At 37.6% G+C, this 16742-nt stretch carries 19 protein-coding genes and 1 other annotated feature; of the genes, 17 read left to right on the top strand and 2 right to left on the bottom strand.

Features of this window, described 5'->3' with window-relative positions; translation table 11 throughout:
• Nucleotides 1-43: 43 nt before the first annotated feature.
• The 3 genes from CCC20_RS01500 (at nt 44) to CCC20_RS01490 (ending at nt 2515) form a co-directional block, all read left to right on the top strand.
• Nucleotides 44-1150, top strand: coding sequence for a prephenate dehydrogenase (locus CCC20_RS01500; RefSeq protein WP_058692178.1), 1107 nt, complete (start codon nt 44-46; stop codon nt 1148-1150).
• Nucleotides 1151-1161: 11 nt separating this feature from the next.
• Nucleotides 1162-1500, top strand: coding sequence for a YlbF/YmcA family competence regulator (locus CCC20_RS01495; RefSeq protein ID WP_003065391.1), 339 nt, complete (start codon nt 1162-1164; stop codon nt 1498-1500).
• A 97-nt stretch (nt 1501-1597) separates the two neighbouring features.
• Entirely contained in the window at nt 1598-2515 is a 918-nt protein-coding gene (locus tag CCC20_RS01490) for an L-lactate dehydrogenase (RefSeq protein ID WP_003065389.1), read from the top strand.
• 37 nt (nt 2516-2552) lie between these two features.
• Here CCC20_RS01490 and CCC20_RS01485 read toward each other — a convergent pair whose 3' ends face one another.
• Nucleotides 2553-3797 carry a bifunctional folylpolyglutamate synthase/dihydrofolate synthase gene (locus CCC20_RS01485; protein ID WP_048791411.1) on the bottom strand — a complete coding sequence of 415 codons (1245 nt, stop codon included), beginning with the start codon at nt 3795-3797 and terminating at the stop codon, nt 2553-2555.
• 132 nt (nt 3798-3929) lie between these two features.
• Nucleotides 3930-4397, bottom strand: a complete 468-nt coding sequence (locus CCC20_RS01480) for a DUF6556 family protein (protein WP_003065386.1) — start codon at nt 4395-4397, stop codon at nt 3930-3932.
• A gap of 196 nt (nt 4398-4593) precedes the next feature.
• Here CCC20_RS01480 and CCC20_RS01475 point away from each other — a divergent pair, with 196 nt between their 5' ends.
• From CCC20_RS01475 to CCC20_RS01410, 14 genes are all read left to right on the top strand, one after another.
• Entirely contained in the window at nt 4594-5739 is a 1146-nt protein-coding gene (locus tag CCC20_RS01475) for a cysteine desulfurase family protein (RefSeq protein ID WP_041973141.1), read from the top strand.
• A gap of 37 nt (nt 5740-5776) precedes the next feature.
• Nucleotides 5777-6991 carry a tRNA uracil 4-sulfurtransferase ThiI gene (gene thiI / locus CCC20_RS01470; RefSeq protein WP_041973144.1) on the top strand — a complete coding sequence of 405 codons (1215 nt, stop codon included), beginning with the start codon at nt 5777-5779 and terminating at the stop codon, nt 6989-6991.
• 92 nt (nt 6992-7083) lie between these two features.
• Entirely contained in the window at nt 7084-8298 is a 1215-nt protein-coding gene (locus CCC20_RS01465; protein ID WP_003065378.1) for a CapA family protein, read from the top strand.
• Nucleotides 8289-8834: a GNAT family N-acetyltransferase gene (locus CCC20_RS01460; RefSeq protein WP_003065374.1), complete on the top strand. Its 546-nt coding sequence runs from the start codon at nt 8289-8291 to the stop codon at nt 8832-8834. The genes CCC20_RS01465 and CCC20_RS01460 overlap by 10 nt, the downstream gene beginning before the upstream one ends.
• A gap of 84 nt (nt 8835-8918) precedes the next feature.
• Nucleotides 8919-8994, top strand: a sequence feature (ribosomal protein L21 leader region).
• Between the two features lie 34 nt (nt 8995-9028).
• On the top strand, nt 9029-9343 hold the full coding sequence (rplU, locus tag CCC20_RS01455; RefSeq protein ID WP_003065371.1) for a 50S ribosomal protein L21: 315 nt from the start codon (nt 9029-9031) through the stop codon (nt 9341-9343).
• Nucleotides 9344-9355: 12 nt separating this feature from the next.
• Nucleotides 9356-9691: a ribosomal-processing cysteine protease Prp gene (locus CCC20_RS01450; RefSeq protein WP_003065368.1), complete on the top strand. Its 336-nt coding sequence runs from the start codon at nt 9356-9358 to the stop codon at nt 9689-9691.
• Nucleotides 9692-9712: 21 nt separating this feature from the next.
• Nucleotides 9713-10006, top strand: coding sequence for a 50S ribosomal protein L27 (rpmA, locus tag CCC20_RS01445; protein ID WP_003065365.1), 294 nt, complete (start codon nt 9713-9715; stop codon nt 10004-10006).
• A gap of 221 nt (nt 10007-10227) precedes the next feature.
• Nucleotides 10228-11145 carry a LysR family transcriptional regulator gene (locus CCC20_RS01440; RefSeq protein ID WP_048791322.1) on the top strand — a complete coding sequence of 306 codons (918 nt, stop codon included), beginning with the start codon at nt 10228-10230 and terminating at the stop codon, nt 11143-11145.
• Complete coding sequence (gene lspA, locus CCC20_RS01435; RefSeq protein ID WP_003065359.1) at nt 11142-11615, top strand: signal peptidase II; 474 nt, start codon at nt 11142-11144, stop codon at nt 11613-11615. The genes CCC20_RS01440 and lspA overlap by 4 nt, the downstream gene beginning before the upstream one ends.
• Nucleotides 11599-12495 carry an RluA family pseudouridine synthase gene (locus CCC20_RS01430; protein WP_013852005.1) on the top strand — a complete coding sequence of 299 codons (897 nt, stop codon included), beginning with the start codon at nt 11599-11601 and terminating at the stop codon, nt 12493-12495. Before lspA ends, CCC20_RS01430 begins: the two co-directional genes overlap by 17 nt.
• A 254-nt stretch (nt 12496-12749) precedes the next feature.
• A complete protein-coding gene (gene pyrR / locus CCC20_RS01425) occupies nt 12750-13271 on the top strand; it encodes a bifunctional pyr operon transcriptional regulator/uracil phosphoribosyltransferase PyrR (RefSeq protein ID WP_003065355.1) in 522 nt (173 codons plus the stop codon).
• Nucleotides 13272-13302: 31 nt separating this feature from the next.
• Nucleotides 13303-14565: a uracil-xanthine permease family protein gene (locus CCC20_RS01420; protein ID WP_013852004.1), complete on the top strand. Its 1263-nt coding sequence runs from the start codon at nt 13303-13305 to the stop codon at nt 14563-14565.
• A 4-nt stretch (nt 14566-14569) separates the two neighbouring features.
• Nucleotides 14570-15496, top strand: a complete 927-nt coding sequence (locus CCC20_RS01415) for an aspartate carbamoyltransferase catalytic subunit (RefSeq protein ID WP_117567044.1) — start codon at nt 14570-14572, stop codon at nt 15494-15496.
• A gap of 80 nt (nt 15497-15576) precedes the next feature.
• On the top strand, nt 15577-16665 hold the full coding sequence (locus CCC20_RS01410) for a carbamoyl phosphate synthase small subunit (protein WP_003065349.1): 1089 nt from the start codon (nt 15577-15579) through the stop codon (nt 16663-16665).
• The last annotated feature ends 77 nt before the right edge of the window (nt 16666-16742 follow it).

Below are 16742 nucleotides of genomic sequence, written 5' to 3'. Positions count from 1 at the left end.
CCAATATTGCTATAAAGATTAGCAAATCAGAAATGGAGTAACTATGGAAAATAAAGTGATTTATATTGCAGGTTTAGGTTTAATTGGCGGTTCCCTTGCCTTGGGAATCAGACGTGACCACCCTGATTATAAAATTCTTGGTTATAATCGCTCTGATAAATCACGCAACGTTGCCCTTGAACGTGGAATTGTGGATGAAGCGACTGCTGATTTTAAAGAATTTGCGCCCTTAGCCGATGTCATTGTATTAGCTGTGCCGATTAAGCAAACTATTGAATTTATTAAGGTTTTAGCTGATATGGATTTGAAAGACAATGTCATTATCACAGATGCAGGTTCTACAAAACGTGAAATTGTCGAAGCTGGTGAAAAATACCTTGCTGGACAAAGCGTTCGTTTTGTTGGCTCTCATCCTATGGCAGGTTCTCATAAATCTGGTGCCATTGCTGCTGAAGTCAATTTATTTGAAAATGCTTATTATATTTTCACGCCGTCAAGGCTGACAGATGCTAGTACAATTACTGACCTGAAAGTTATTTTGTCAGGGCTTCATGCGCGCTATATTGAAATTGATGCTGCTGAGCACGACCGTGTTACAAGTCAAATTTCGCATTTTCCACATATTTTGGCAGCTAGTTTAATGGAACAAGCTGGTGATTATGCTTTGGAACATGAGATGACTAACCACTTTGCAGCTGGAGGTTTTCGTGATATGACACGTATTGCGGAAAGTGAACCAGGTATGTGGACTAGTATCTTACTAACTAATAAAACTGCGGTTTTAGAACGTATTGATGATTTTAAAAACAGACTTGATGGCGTTGCGGAGCTTATTTCGCAAAATGATGCCGATGCTATTTGGAATTATTTTAACCATGCCAAAGAAACCCGCAAGGAAATGAACATTCACAAACGTGGTGGTGTCGAAAGCGGTTTTGATATTTTTGTTGATGTTCCTGATGAAGAAGATGTTATCTTGGAAATCTTGGAACTACTTCGTGGAACATCTTTGGTTAACATCCACATTAACGAAGAAAACCGTGAGGATATTAACGGCATTTTGCAAATTTCTCTTAAGAATATCAAAGATTTTGAACACGCTAAGAAAGTTATCAGTGAAAATACTGATTATAAAGTTTATGTTAATTAAGGAGAATTACTATGGCAAATATTTATGATTTAGCAAATGAATTAGAACGTGGCATCCGTGCCCTTCCAGAGTATAAAAAAGCTGAAGAAAGTCGTGCAGCGATTGAAGCAGATACGGCAGCTAAAGAACTTTTCAAAGAATTTACAGATTTCCAACAAGGGCTTTATGCTAAATTGCAATCTGGACAAATGCCTACTGGTGATGAACAGGCTAAAATGCAAGAATTAGGAGCTAAAATTGAAACTAATCCAGTTCTGAAAGCTTACCTCGATGCGCAACAAGCTTTGTCAGTTTATGTATCTGACATTGAAAAAATTGTCTTTGGACCTTTGCAAGACCTTTTGAAATAATGATATTTTACAACCTGACATTCTTTGTTAGGTTGTTTTCGTATTTTCTGAATCAAAGGTCTATAATGAGTGATAACTTTATAAGGGGGAATCTTGTATGTCACGTAAGGTCGGAATTATTGGAATGGGGCATGTTGGGTCAACAGTTGCTCATGGTTTGATTGCTCAAGGTGCATTTGATGATTATGTTTTGATAGATATTAACGAAAAGAAAGTTACGGCGGATGCTGTTGATTTTACAGATGCGGCAGCTAATCTCAATCAGCATGCTAATATCGTTGTTAATGATTATCAAGCGTTGGCAGATGCAGATGTTGTGATTTCAGCTTTGGGGAATATTGCTTTGCAGGACAATCCAGATGCGGACCGTTTTGCAGAATTGCCTTTTACAGCAAAACAAGTACCACTTGTTGCTAAAAAATTAAAAGAAGTTGGTTTTAAAGGTATTATTATCGCGATTTCTAATCCTGTTGATGTTGTGACTAGCCTTTATCAACATTATTCAGGGCTTCCTAAGGAACGCGTCATTGGTACGGGAACGTTGCTTGATACAGCACGTATGAAACGTGCAGTTTCAGAACGTTTCGGTGTAGATGCTCGTAGTGTTTATGGCTATAATTTAGGTGAGCATGGGAATTCTCAATTTACAGCATGGAGCCAAGTGCGTGTGAAGGGGCAACCTATTTCAACATTTACAGATGCTAAGACTTTGGACGAAATTGCTCATGAAGCGATGATTGGTGGGCATACTGTTTTCTACGGTAAAAAATACACTAGCTATGGCATTGCAAGTGCGGCAATCCGTTTAGCTTTGGCTATTGTGTCAGATAGCCACGAAGAATTACCAGTGTCAAATTATTATGAACCGCTTGATACTTATCTTAGCTATCCTGCCATTGTTGGACGTGAAGGAATTATCGAGCAAATAAAATTGACATTACCAGCAGAAGAAGAAGCAAAACTTGAAAAGTCTGCCAACTTTATTAAACGTAAATTTTCAGAAAGTCTAAATTAAAGAAAAAAAGAAATCCCATCTGGAAAATCAGGTGGGATTAGTGATTTAACAAGTGATTCCGAACTTCAGAAATGAAATAAAGTGACCCTGTCACAACAAATAAGTCTTCTGGATTGTCATCTACTCTTGAAAGCCAGTCTTTGTAATCAGCAACTTTTGGGTATTGTTCTGGGTAGTCTGACAATGCCTGCGCCTGATAGAAATCAAATGTTGTGACGGTTAAGTCATAGGTGGACAATTCTTCCAGCATTTGTGTTAAAGGCTTGCGATTTAGCCCTGCAAATAAAATGTGACTGTTTTGTTGAGCAAAGTCATTCTTTAGTAAGTCAACTAATTTGGCGATAGAATCTTCGTTATGAGCACCATCTAGCATTAGATTTGGCTTGATGAGTTCACAACGTCCTGCCCAAACAGTCTCTTCCAGACCAGTTTTGATTGTAATTGGTGTAATAGCTGGCAATTGTTTTTGAAGAATCAATGCAGTCATAGCTGCCAAAGAGGCGTTAGCTTTTTGGTGTTTACCAAGCATTTTAAGCTGAATATCTGGAATAATAGTCTGATGATAAATCATATCAAAAGCTCTGCCATTTTCCATAAACGAAAAATCTTTTCCTAACTCATAAATGCTGGACATTGTCTCTTCGGCTTTCTGATAAAAAACGCGGCGAACGGGCTCTGCCATTTTTCCAAAAATAAAGGGAACGTTTGTTTTTAAGACACCTGCTTTGTGCTGAGCAATCTCAGCTAGGGAATTGCCGAGTGTTTCTCGGTGGTCGATGCTGATTGAGGGGCAAATGACAGCTTTGGCTGTGAAAACATTGGTTGAATCGTAAGTGCCACCAATACCAGCTTCGATGACCGCAATATCGATAGGATTAATGACTGCAAAATAATAAAACATGAGAGCAGTGACTAATTCAAATTCGGTCACTTTGCCGACCTTGTCTTGAAATTTTGCGCTATCAACAAGTGGTTTAATAGCTTGAACTGTTTTTACCAAATCCTGGTCAGGGATTTCAATGCTATCAATAGCAATGCGCTCATTAAAACGAGTGATAAATGGCGATGTGAAAGTACCAGTCTTGTAACCAGAAGCAGTTAAAATATGTTGTAAAAAGCTTGTTGTTGAACCTTTGCCATTAGTTCCGACGACGTGAATCGCAGGAAATTTATCTTGCGGATTGTCGAGCAATGCTAGTAAATACTGCATCCGCTCAAGGCTCGGACGACGTCCGTTAGCTTTATGAGAATGAATCCAGTTTAACGTTTCAATATAATTCATAACTTTTTGATTAAATTCGTAAAAAAGAGGTGAGAACTTAGTGTACTCACCTCTTTTGAGTGTGATTGAGACGGTTGAAAATCAATAGAAGGAGCAAATAATCGCTGAAAACGATATTAGCACTAGTAACGATTACTCAGTTGTTTCGGTGTTGCTACCTGTAGTGGTATCGTCAGAAGTTGTATCTGAACTTGATGGTGTTGTTGAACTTTGGCTTGTAGCAGAGCTTGAACTATAAGTGGTATCTGAACTTGAACTGTAAGTATTGTTGTTACTGTTGTTAGAACCACTATTATAGTTATTATTAGCAGAAGCAGAACTTGAATAAGTTGTCGAAGCGGAAGTATCTGTTTTACTATCGCTGTCACTTTCTTTGATGATAACAGTTGTTGTCGTTGTTGATTTATCTGTTGTCTTTGAGTTTGACCCCTTTAAGGCATTGCTAATGGTAATACTTGCCACAATGATACTAAGAATAGAACCAATAAGAGCAACTGTTTTTTGAAGGGCAGAAAAACCTGTCTTAATGTGTTTTGTTGGGGCAGCTGACTTATCGTTTTTTGATGATGATTTTTGACGTCTTGAGTATTTTTGAGACATGATTAACTCCTTTTTCGCATATGACTCTATTATAAAATATTCTTTTTAAATGTCCAGCGTTAGAATTTTTTTGTTTCAAAAATTATTGTACGTCAAATTCTTAAAGTTAACCTTAAAAAAACTTAAAATTAAAACTTTCACACTCATAAAAGTCTGTGCTATAATGATAGTATTGATTTTTGTGAAGGAAGAAAAAATGATATATTTTGATAATTCAGCTACAACAATTCCCTATCCTGAAGTGTTACGCACTTATCAGGAAGTTGCTAGCAAGATATTTGGAAATCCCTCAAGTTTGCATAATTTAGGAACAAAGGCTAGTCGTATTTTAGAAGCTAGTCGCAAGCAAATTGCGGATTTATTAGGGGTTAAGAGTACTGAAATTATTTTTACGTCTGGTGGTACAGAAAGTGATAACTGGGTACTTAAAGGTGTTGCCTTTGAAAAAGAACGTTATGGCAAACACATCATCGTTTCAGATATTGAACACCCAGCGGTTAAAGAGTCGGCAAAATGGCTAAGCGAACACGGTTTTGATGTTTCATATGCACCTGTTAATGACCAAGGCTTTGTGGATATCAAAGCATTAGCTGCGCTTTTGCGACCAGATACAACTTTGGTATCAATCATGGCAGTGAATAATGAGATTGGCTCTATCCAACCGATTAAAGAAATTTCTGAATTATTAGCTGATAAGCAAGGCATTTCATTCCATGTGGATGCTGTTCAAGCTATTGGAAAAATTCCATCGGCGGATTATTTAACTGACCGTGTTGATTTTGCAAGCTTTTCAGGGCATAAATTCCACAGCGTTCGTGGGGTTGGTTTCATTTATAAAAAAGAAGGAAAAAAATTAACCCCATTATTAGCTGGTGGTGGTCAGGAAGGTGACCTTCGTTCTACAACTGAAAATGTAGCAGGAATTGCGGCTACGGCTAAAGCACTTCGCTTGGTGACTGATAAAGAAGCTTATGCTCTTCCGAAAATTGCCAAGATGAAAGAAGTTATCTATGACGAGCTAGCTAAGCATAAAGATATTGTTATTTTCTCAGGTAAAGATGATACATTTGCTCCAAATATTTTAACCTTTGGAATTAAAGGGGTTCGTGGTGAAGTTGTGGTTCATGCTTTCGAAGAACACGAAATTTACATTTCAACCACATCAGCTTGTTCATCAAAAGCTGGAAAACCTGCTGGAACATTGATTGCTATGGGCGTTCCAACGAAATTAGCACAATCAGCTGTCCGAATCAGTCTTGATGACGATAATGACATGGGACAAGTTGAGCAATTTCTAACGATTTTCAAACAAGTTTACGAAAAAACCAAAAAAGTAAGATAATAAGAAAGGATAAAGAGAGTTTTCTCTTTAATAAACTATGCAGTATTCAGAAATTATGGTTCGTTACGGCGAACTATCAACCAAAGGAAAGAACCGTATGCGTTTCATCAATAAATTGAAACATAACATGAAACACGTTCTTTCAATTTATCCAGATGTGCGTGTTGTTGCTGACCGTGACCGTGCTCACATTTATTTAAATGGCACAGATTACGTATCAGTTGCTGAATCATTGAAACAAATTTTTGGGATTCAAGGCTTCTCGCCATCATACAAAGTTGAGAAAAATCTTGAAACTATTAAGAAAGCAGTTCAAGATGTGATGAAAGATGTTTATCACGAAGGACTAACTTTTAAAATTACAAGTAAACGTAGCGACCATAACTTTGAAATGGATAGTCGCGAATTGAACCAATACCTTGGTTCTGCTGTATTTGAGGTTTTACCAGATATCCAAGCTCAAATGAAAGGTCCAGATGTCAACTTGAAAGTGGAAATTCGTGAAGAAGCAGCTTACCTTTCCTATGAAAATATCAAAGGTGCTGGTGGTCTCCCTGTCGGAACAGCAGGACGAGGAATGTTGATGCTTTCTGGCGGAATTGATTCACCAGTTGCAGGTTACCTTGCTCTTAAACGTGGGGTTGATATTGAGGCAGTTCACTTTGCTAGCCCACCTTATACAAGCCCAGGTGCTCTTAAAAAAGCCCAAGATTTGACACGTAAGTTGACTAAATTTGGTGGTAATATTGATTTCATCGAAGTGCCATTTACAGAAATTCAAGAAGAAATTAAAGAAAAAGCACCTGAAGCTTACTTGATGACTTTGACACGTCGTTTCATGATGCGTATTACTGACCTTATCCGTGAAGAACGTAATGGTTTAGTGATTATTAATGGTGAAAGTCTTGGACAAGTTGCCAGTCAAACACTTGAAAGCATGCGTGCCATTAATGCGGTAACCGCAACCCCAATTATTCGTCCAGTTGTCACAATGGATAAATTAGAAATCATTGATATTGCTCAAAAAATCGATACTTTCGACATTTCAATTCAACCATTTGAGGACTGCTGTACTATTTTTGCACCTGACCGCCCAAAAACAAATCCAAAAATCAAAAATGTTGAACAATACGAAAAACGTATGGACGTTGAAGGACTTGTTGAGCGTGCGGTTGCAGGCATTAAAGTAACAACAATCACTCCACAAGCAGACCACGATGAGGTTGATGACTTGATTGATGATTTATTATAGGAGACAAAAAGCTACCGTTGGTGGCTTTTTAGGTAAATTCTGACTCCTTTGCTAGAAAATGCTATAATAGTGTTTGGAGGTAAGATTAAGTGATGTTTGATAGGATTATTTATAAAAAAACAACGCTTGCTTGTTTGAGTTTTTTGGTGATTTCCTTGCTTGGTTCGGGTGTGTATAGTCTAGCTTTTGAAAAATCGAGCTCTAATACGACACAAACGACAGAAAAACAAGCACAAAACAAAAGCAATACGACGAAAACAGCGCGTGTCATGGCAAATGGTGATATTCTCATCCACAATGGGCTTTATGGAAGTGCTGAACAAGCTGACGGAAGCTATGATTTCACGCCGTTTTTTGAGTACGTCAAGGACTGGATTTCAAGTGCTGACTTGGCTATCGGTGATTACGAAGGAACGATTAGCCCTGATTACCCTTTGGGTGGTTATCCGCTTTTTAATGCACCAAGTGAAATCGCTGACGCTATGAAAGACACGGGGTATGATGTTGTTGATTTAGCGCATAATCACATTTTGGATTCTGGGCTTTCAGGTGCTATCAATACGGTTGAAACCTTTGAAAATTTTGGCTTGTCAACTATCGGTGTTTACAAAGAAAATCGTGATACGGAAGACATTCTCATTAAAAATATCAACGGCATCAAAATTGCGATTTTGGGTTATTCTTATGGCTATAATGGCATGGAAGCGAATGTGGCAGATGAAGATTACGAAAAACATATGTCAGATTTAGATGAAGATAAAATGAAATCAGAAATTCAAGAAGCTGAAAAGAAAGCTGATGTCACAATTGTCATGCCACAAATGGGAACAGAATACGCTCTTGAACCAACAGACGAACAAGTAACGCTTTATCATAAAATGATTGACTGGGGAGCAGATGTTGTGTTTGGTGGACATCCTCACGTTGCTGAGCCGTCTGAAACGCTTGAAAAAGACGGCGATAAAAAATTTATCATCTATTCAATGGGGAATTTTATCTCTAACCAGCGTTTAGAAACGGTTGATAATATCTGGACAGAACGTGGTCTCTTAATGGACGTCACTTTTGAAAAGAAAAATAATAAAACAACAATCAAGACCGTTGCCGCTCATCCGACAATGGTTTGGGTTTGGAGTAAGGGTGTGACGGGCTCAGAAGGCTTTGTGCTTTCCGATTATCGAACGCTTGTTTTGGAAGATTTTATTGAAGGTGGAAAGTATCGTGATATTCTTGATTCAACTATGCAAGAAAAAGTGGATACTGCCTACCAAGAAATGAATGAATTGGTGAATTTACAATGGGATTAAGTCGTCAAAAAGTTAACCTATTTTCAAAGAGTTATGAAGATGTTAAAAAATTATACCTAACTGCCTTTCCAGCAGTAGAACGGTTACCCTATTTGCCGTTAGTTTTGAATGCTTATCGGCGTTTAGCGAATTTTTATGCCTACTATGATAAGGATGACTTTGTTGGTTTAGTGTATTTGTTGGAGAATGAAGAAGTTATCTATCTGTTCTTTCTTGCGGTTAATCCAAATATTCGTTCACGTGGCTATGGCTCTGCCATTTTACAAGACATTAGAAATTTAGCAGGAAAACGTCCGATTATTCTTGCCATGGAACCATTAGATAAAACTGCTGAAAATTATCATCAACGTGTTAAACGAGTTGTTTTTTATGAAAAGAATGGCTTTAATATCACGGATTATTATTATCATGAAGGAACAGAAGTGTATCAAGTCATGGCAACAGATGCCTCACTTAACATTCAAGTAGTGGAAAAATTAACGAAAAAAGCGGTGCTAGGCTTAATTGCTATTTCATTTGAGAAAAAATCAGAATGAAAACGTAATATTGCTAAAAAAGCATAGCATATTCCTTGATTTAATCACTTTATCATGTTAAAATATGAATGTTGACTAAATGCACATCCTGTGCAACCGCACGAAAATCGTTCATAAGTAACTTTCGAAGTTCACGATTTAGGCGAGTCTTCACAAGCGGAAAATCCGCAACAAAAATTTATAGGAGGTGCACGATGAGCACATATGCAATCATCAAAACTGGTGGAAAACAAGTTAAAGTTGAAGTAGGTCAAGCTATCTATGTTGAAAAACTTGATGTTGAAGCTGGTTCAGAAGTAACATTTAACGAAGTTGTTCTTGTTGGTGGTGACAAAACTGTTGTTGGTACACCAGTTGTTGAAGGAGCTACTGTTGTTGGTACTGTTGAAAAACAAGGTAAACAAAAGAAAGTTGTTACTTTCAAATACAAACCTAAAAAAGGTAGCCACCGTAAACAAGGTCACCGTCAGCCTTACACAAAAGTTGTTATCAACGCTATCAACGCTTAATTTGGCAATATTATGATTCAAGCAACTTTTATTCGCCACAAGGGTAACTTAGAAAGTGTTGAACTGATTGGTCACGCTGGTAGTGGTGAGTATGGCTTTGATATCGTATGTGCAGCTGTCTCAACTTTATCAATTAACTTGGTTAATTCGTTAGAAGCTTTGGCAGATTGCAACGCTGATTTAGCTATCAATGAGATTGATGGTGGTTATATGAAGATTGATATCTCTCATGTAACTGAAAAGACAGATGAGAAAGTTCAACTTTTATTTGAAAGCTTTCTTTTAGGAATGACAAATTTGGCAGAAAACTCTCAAGAGTTTGTGTCAGTTCAAGTCATTGCAAACTAATTTGAAAAGAGGACACAACATATGTTAAAAATGAATCTTGCTAACTTGCAACTTTTCGCCCACAAAAAAGGTGGAGGTTCTACATCAAATGGTCGTGATTCACAAGCTAAACGTCTAGGTGCTAAAGCAGCTGACGGACAAACTGTTTCAGGTGGATCAATCCTTTACCGTCAACGCGGTACTCACATTTATCCAGGTGTAAACGTAGGTCGCGGTGGAGACGATACACTCTTCGCTAAAGTTGAAGGTGTTGTACGTTTCGAACGTAAAGGTCGCGATAAAAAACAAGTCTCTGTTTACCCTATCGCAAAATAATAGCGTAAATAGATTACTTGAAAGCTTTGTCAATCATGGCAAGGCTTTTTTGATTACCTGCCCCCCCTTGGAAGAGAGCGTTTCCTTGCCAAATTTTGAAACCAGTCTAAAAAGCTATTACAAGTTTGTTAACCATTTTGCAAAAAGAATTAGGAAAACAGGCAACAGTCTAGTTTTTTTGTTATAATAAAGTTGATTGATTTTTAGAAAGAATGATTGAAATGAACATACAACAATTGCGTTATGTCGTGGCGATTGCCAATAGTGGTACATTTCGTGAGGCGGCTTCTAAACTTTTTGTAAGCCAACCCAGTTTATCAGTAGCAATTAGAGATTTGGAAGACGAACTTGGCTTTCAAATCTTTACTCGAACAACAACTGGAGCGGTTTTGACAAGTCATGGGATGACTTTTTATGAGAAAGCTCTTGAGGTTGTGAAAAGTTTTGATTCCTTTGAAAAACAGTTTTCACAAGCAGCAGCGGATTCAGATGAATTTTCAATTGCCAGTCAGCACTATGATTTTTTGCCACCGTTAATTACCGCTTTTTCACAAGCTCATCCAGAACATAAAGATTTTCGTATTTTTGAATCAACGACGATTCAAATTTTAGATGAAATTGCTCAAGGTGATAGTGAGATTGGGATTATCTATTTAAATAACCAAAATCGTAAAGGGCTTTTGCAGCGTATGGAAAAGCTTGGCTTGGAATTTGTTGAGTTAATTCCATTTCAAACCCATATTTATCTTGCTAAAGAACATCCTTTAGCGAAAAAAGATAGCTTGGTTATGGCTGATTTATTAGGATTTCCGACTGTGCGATTTACCCAAGAAAAAGATGAGTACCTTTACTATTCTGAAAATTTTGTGGATACAACGGATAGTTCTCGTATCTTCAATGTTACTGACCGTGCTACTTTGAATGGTATTTTGGAAAGAACAGATGCCTATGCAACAGGCTCTGGTTTCTTAGATAGTCGTAGCGTAAACGGAATTACTGTCATTCCACTTGAAGATGATTTGGATAATAAAATGGTTTACATCAAACGCCGTGATAAGAATTTATCAGCTTGTGCGCTTAAATTTATCGCTGTTATGAAAGATTATTTTGCTAAATTCAGCCCAAAGGTGACTAAATGAAGACATTAAGAAAAGTTTATTTTCCACTTGCTGCTGTGGTTTTGATTGTTTTAGACCAGTTAAGTAAGCTATGGATTGTTAATCACATCACTTTGGACACCATTCAAGAGTGTTTGCCAGGTATTTTTAGCTTAACTTACTTGCGTAATTATGGCGCTGCTTTTTCGATTTTACAAAATCAACAATGGCTATTTGCGGTTATTACGTTTGCGGTCGTTGGGGCTGCTTGCTATTATTTTGTTAAAAATATCAACGGTCAGTTTTGGTTTTTACTTGGTTTAATCCTCATTATCTCAGGCGGTTTAGGAAATTTTATTGACCGTGTGCGCCTTGGTTATGTTGTTGATATGATTCATTTAGATTTTATGAATTTTGCGGTGTTTAATATGGCGGATTCTTATTTAACAGTTGGGGTTGTGATACTATTCATTGCCCTTTGGAAAGAGGAGGAGAATGGAGTTAATCATTAAGGAAGCTGGTATTCGTTTAGACAAGGCGCTAGCAGATTTGACAGAATTGTCACGTAGCCAAGCTAACGATGAAATCAAAAAAGGAACAGTTTTGGTCAATGGCAAAGCTGTTAAAGCGAAATATGCTGTCAAAGTTGGTGATGTTGTCACTTACGAAGTGCCAAAAGAAGAAGTGCTAGAATATACAGCTGAAAATATTCCACTTGATATTATTTACGAAGATGATGACGTTGCTGTGGTCAATAAACCACAAGGAATGGTGGTTCATCCGTCAGTTGGTCATACGTCTGGAACATTAGTGAATGCCTTGATGTACCACATTAAAGATTTATCTTCGATTAACGGTGTGATTCGACCAGGAATTGTGCATCGTATTGATAAAGACACTTCAGGTTTGTTGATGATTGCTAAAAATGATACAGCTCACAACGCACTTGCAGCAGAATTAAAAGATAAAAAATCACTTCGTAAATACGTTGCAATCGTCCATGGCACTATTCCAAACGACCGTGGTGTTATTGAAGCACCAATTGGACGTTCAGAAAAAGACCGTAAAAAACAAGCTGTGACAGCAAAAGGCAAACCCGCTTTAACTCACTTTAAGGTTTTGGAACGTTTTGGAAATTATACGTTGGTTGAGTTGACTTTGGAAACAGGGCGTACGCACCAAATTCGTGTGCATATGGCGTATATTGGTCATCCTGTTGCTGGTGATCCGCTTTATGGACCACGTAAGACATTAAAAGGCAATGGTCAGTTTTTACATGCACAAACACTTGGTTTTACTCATCCAACAACGGGTGAAACATTGACTTTCATGGCAGAAGCACCAGCTATTTTTAAAGAAACATTGGAAAATCTAAGGAATGGCAAAGCTTAATGATAAAGCAGGGGTTGGACAACCAATTTTTGCTTTTTTACCATAGAGTTGGTAAAAGATAATCGTAAATCTCTTGCCAAATAATCATAGTTTTGGTATCATATAGAGAGTAAATATTATCCTTTAATACTGTCCTGTGAGGCAGGCAAGGAGAGAACGGTAAAAGAAGTGTGCAACTGGCATAGTTGTACCTATATTTTGTGGAATCTCCTTGGTAACGAGGAGCTTTTTTGTATATTAGAGAGGTTTGTTTTATGAAAACAAAAGAAATTGTTGACGACGTAACAATGAAACGTGCGATTACACGTATCACTTATGAGATTATCGAGCGTAATAAAAATCTTGATAATATTGTTCTCGCAGGAATTAAGACGCGTGGTGTTTTTATCGCTCGTCGCATTCAAGATCGCTTGAAACAATTGGAAGGAATTGATATTCCAATTGGCGAACTTGATACCAAACCTTTCCGTGATGATATGAAAGTTGAAGAAGATACAACTGATATGCCAGTTGATATTACTGGAAAAGATGTGATTTTGGTTGATGATGTTCTTTATACAGGACGTACAATCCGTGCAGCAATTGATAACTTGGTAAGTCTTGGACGTCCAGCGCGTGTCAGTCTTGCTGTACTTGTTGACCGTGGTCACCGTGAACTCCCAATTCGTGCTGATTATGTTGGTAAAAATATTCCAACAAGTGCTGTGGAAGAAATTATTGTTGAAGTGATTGAAGTAGATGGAAAAGATTGCGTCAGCATTGTTGATCCGAGCTAAGCAGTTATAGAATTGAGGAGGAAGATAAAAAGTGGAAAACGTAAAATATGATGTGCATGATATACCTAAAACAGGGATGTTGTTTGGACTATCCTTCCAGCATTTATTTGCCATGTTTGGCTCAACGGTTTTGGTTCCAATTTTAGTTGGTATCGATCCAGCAATCGCCCTTTTCTCAAGCGGTTTGGGGACATTGGCACATTTGACAGTAACTAAATATAAAATCCCAGCTTACATGGGTTCAAGCTTCGCTTACATTGCAACGATGCAAATGCTAATGAAAACCGATGGTATTGCGGCAGTAGCACAGGGGGCAATCGCAGGTGGTCTAGTTTACTTAATCGTTGCCTTGATTGTCAAATTTGCTGGAAATGCTTGGATTGATAAAGTTCTTCCACCAATTGTAGTTGGTCCAATCATTATTGTTATCGGACTTAGTCTTGCAACTACAGCTGTTAATGACGTCATGTTAAAAGATGGCGAATATAATTTCACATACTTGTTGATTGGTATGGTAACGCTTCTTGCTGTTATTCTATTTAACATGTATGGCAAGAAAATTATTGGTGTTATCCCAATTCTTCTTGGTTTGATTGTTGGTTATCTTTTCTCCTTGATTGTTGGCGCAGTAACAGGTCAAACGATTGTTGACTTATCAGACGTTGCTAAATCGGCCTGGTTCCAAGTTCCAAGTTTTGATATTCTTTTCGTGGATTATCATTTCAAACTTTATCCAAGCGCGATTTTGACAATGGCACCAATTGCTTTTGTCACTATGACTGAACATTTTGGTCATGTTATGGTGCTTAATAGTTTGACAGGACGTGATTTCTTTAAAGACCCAGGCCTTGATCGTACCCTTACAGGTGACGGTATTGCACAAATTATCGCTGGTGTCTTCGGTGCTCCCCCAGTCACATCTTACGGTGAAAACATTGGTGTTATGGCACTTAATAAGATTTATTCAGTTTATGTTATTGCTGGGGCAGCTGTGATTGCAGTAGTGATGAGTTTTATCGGAAAAATTTCAGCATTGCTTTCTTCAATCCCTACACCAGTTATCGGTGGAATTTCAATTGCTCTCTTTGGTGTTATCGCTTCAAGTGGTCTTAAAATCTTAGTTGAAAATAAAATTGATTTTGACAATAAGAAAAATCTTTTGATTGCAAGTGTTATCTTGGTATCTGGTATTGGTGGTTTGACATTGCAAGTTGCTGGTTTGCAAATTACAGGTGTCGCATTCTCAACACTTTTAGGTATCATTTTGTATCAAATTCTTCCAGAAAAGGATTAAGAAAATGGCAGTTACAGATGGCGTTGTTTCACTAAAACATTTAGTGACTATGGAAACATTATCAAACGAAGAAGTGCTTGGCTTGATTAGACGTGGTGTTGCGTTTAAAACCAATAAGGCGAATTTTAGTTTAGATAGGCAGTATTTTGCAGCAAATCTTTTCTTTGAACCGTCAACGCGTACGCATAAGTCTTTTGAAGTCGCTGAAAGGAAACTTGGATTGGATGTCATTGAATTTGACGCTAAAACAAGTTCAGTGAACAAAGGAGAGACTTTGTATGATACTATTTTGACGATGAGTTCTTTGGGAATTGACATTTGTGTGATTCGCCATTCAATGGAAGATTACTACAAAGAATTAATTGATAGTCGAACAATTCAAACAGCAATTGTGAATGGTGGTGACGGTTCAGGTCAACATCCAAGCCAATGTCTGTTGGATTTAATGACGATTCATGAAGAGTTTGGCGGCTTTGAAAATCTAAAAGTAGCTATCGTTGGTGATATTACCCATTCACGTGTGGCAAAATCAAACATGCAAATTTTAAAACGTCTCGGAGCAGAATTATATTTTGCTGGTCCAGAACAATGGTATTCAAGTGAATTTGATGTTTATGGAAAATACGTTGCAATCGATGATATTGTTGATAAGGCAGATGTCATGATGATGCTTCGTGTTCAACATGAACGCCATGATAGCGAACGTGGTTTTTCAAAAGAAACCTATCATAAGATATATGGTTTAACAGCTGAACGTTATGAAAAAATGAAAGGTTCTGCGATTATCATGCACCCTGCCCCAGTCAATCGTGATGTGGAAATTGCAGATCAATTAGTAGAAGCGCCTAAATCACGAATTGCAACACAAATGCAAAATGGTGTTTTTGTACGAATGGCAATTCTAGAAGCTGTGCTGAACGGCAAAGCTTAATGAATAATAACATACTTTAGTTTGAATTGTCTGCTAAAAACGTTAAAGTGCTCCCGTGAGAGCAAACGAGAGGAATAAAAATGGCAAAAAGACTTTTAATTTTAGAAGATGGAACAATTTTTGAAGGAAAAGCTTTTGGAGCTGACCTTGATGTAACAGGTGAGATTGTTTTTAACACTGGTATGACGGGTTATCAAGAATCCATTACAGACCAATCCTATAATGGTCAAATATTGACTTTTACTTACCCTTTGGTTGGTAATTACGGTATCAATCGAGATGACTATGAATCAATCACACCCACTTGTAAAGGTGTTGTTGTTTCTGAAAATACACGTCGTGCAAATAATTGGCGTAATCAAATGACTTTAGACGAGTTTTTGAAATCTAAAAATATTCCAGGCATTTCAGGAATTGATACACGTGCTTTGACAAAAATTATCCGTAAACATGGAACAATGAAAGCAACACTTGCTAGTGATGGTGATTCTATTGAGCATTTGCAAGTGCAATTACAAGCCACGGTTTTACCAACAAATAATATTGAACAAGTTTCAACAAAAACGGCTTACCCAGCACCTGGTGTTGGTAAAAATATCATTTTGGTTGATTTCGGATTGAAACATTCTATCCTACGTGAATTTTCAAAACGTGATTGCAATGTGACCGTTGTTCCTTACAATATTACGGCTGAAGAAATTCTTCACTTAAATCCTGACGGTGTTATGTTGTCAAATGGTCCAGGTAATCCAGAAGATGTTCCAGAAGCTCTTGACATGATTCGTGGTGTTCAAGGTAAAATTCCAATCTTCGGTATCTGTATGGGACATCAATTGTTCAGCTTAGCTAATGGTGCGACAACTTACAAAATGAAATTTGGTCACCGTGGATTTAACCACGCTGTTCGTGAAATTGCAACGGGACGTATTGATTTTACAAGTCAGAACCATGGTTATGCCGTTGATCGTGACACTCTTCCTGATTGTCTTATGGTAACGCATGAAGAAATCAACGATAAATCTGTTGAAGGTGTTCGTCATCGTGACTTCCCAGCGTTTTCAGTGCAATTCCACCCAGATGCTGCGCCAGGTCCACATGATGCAAGTTATCTTTTTGATGACTTTCTTGAATTAATTGATGCTTTTCAAGCTGAAAAAGCTCGTAACTAATATTTAAATCTAATCCGTGAGTTAGATAATATAGAAAGGAGAAGATACATCGTTCAAGTTGGCTAATGAGCTGATTT

Origin of the sequence: Streptococcus sp. LMAG:39, from assembly GCF_008680485.1 — a bacterium.
GTDB lineage: Bacteria > Bacillota > Bacilli > Lactobacillales > Streptococcaceae > Streptococcus > Streptococcus pasteurianus.
This window is presented reverse-complemented; position numbering and strand designations above follow the sequence as displayed.

What these genes read in the sequence shown, in the direction of transcription:
- rplU (WP_003065371.1), top strand. Translation starts at nt 9,029, where the DNA reads ATGAGCACATATGCAATCATCAAAACTGGTGGAAAACAAGTTAAAGTT.
- CCC20_RS01430 (WP_013852005.1), top strand. Translation starts at nt 11,599, where the DNA reads ATGGAGTTAATCATTAAGGAAGCTGGTATTCGTTTAGACAAGGCGCTA.
- CCC20_RS01480 (WP_003065386.1), bottom strand. Translation starts at nt 4,397, where the DNA reads ATGTCTCAAAAATACTCAAGACGTCAAAAATCATCATCAAAAAACGAT.
- CCC20_RS01460 (WP_003065374.1), top strand. Translation starts at nt 8,289, where the DNA reads ATGGGATTAAGTCGTCAAAAAGTTAACCTATTTTCAAAGAGTTATGAA.
- pyrR (WP_003065355.1), top strand. Translation starts at nt 12,750, where the DNA reads ATGAAAACAAAAGAAATTGTTGACGACGTAACAATGAAACGTGCGATT.
- rpmA (WP_003065365.1), top strand. Translation starts at nt 9,713, where the DNA reads ATGTTAAAAATGAATCTTGCTAACTTGCAACTTTTCGCCCACAAAAAA.
- CCC20_RS01495 (WP_003065391.1), top strand. Translation starts at nt 1,162, where the DNA reads ATGGCAAATATTTATGATTTAGCAAATGAATTAGAACGTGGCATCCGT.
- CCC20_RS01410 (WP_003065349.1), top strand. Translation starts at nt 15,577, where the DNA reads ATGGCAAAAAGACTTTTAATTTTAGAAGATGGAACAATTTTTGAAGGA.
- CCC20_RS01500 (WP_058692178.1), top strand. Translation starts at nt 44, where the DNA reads ATGGAAAATAAAGTGATTTATATTGCAGGTTTAGGTTTAATTGGCGGT.
- CCC20_RS01415 (WP_117567044.1), top strand. Translation starts at nt 14,570, where the DNA reads ATGGCAGTTACAGATGGCGTTGTTTCACTAAAACATTTAGTGACTATG.
- CCC20_RS01490 (WP_003065389.1), top strand. Translation starts at nt 1,598, where the DNA reads ATGTCACGTAAGGTCGGAATTATTGGAATGGGGCATGTTGGGTCAACA.
- CCC20_RS01475 (WP_041973141.1), top strand. Translation starts at nt 4,594, where the DNA reads ATGATATATTTTGATAATTCAGCTACAACAATTCCCTATCCTGAAGTG.
- CCC20_RS01485 (WP_048791411.1), bottom strand. Translation starts at nt 3,797, where the DNA reads ATGAATTATATTGAAACGTTAAACTGGATTCATTCTCATAAAGCTAAC.
- thiI (WP_041973144.1), top strand. Translation starts at nt 5,777, where the DNA reads ATGCAGTATTCAGAAATTATGGTTCGTTACGGCGAACTATCAACCAAA.
- lspA (WP_003065359.1), top strand. Translation starts at nt 11,142, where the DNA reads ATGAAGACATTAAGAAAAGTTTATTTTCCACTTGCTGCTGTGGTTTTG.
- CCC20_RS01465 (WP_003065378.1), top strand. Translation starts at nt 7,084, where the DNA reads ATGTTTGATAGGATTATTTATAAAAAAACAACGCTTGCTTGTTTGAGT.
- CCC20_RS01440 (WP_048791322.1), top strand. Translation starts at nt 10,228, where the DNA reads ATGAACATACAACAATTGCGTTATGTCGTGGCGATTGCCAATAGTGGT.
- CCC20_RS01450 (WP_003065368.1), top strand. Translation starts at nt 9,356, where the DNA reads ATGATTCAAGCAACTTTTATTCGCCACAAGGGTAACTTAGAAAGTGTT.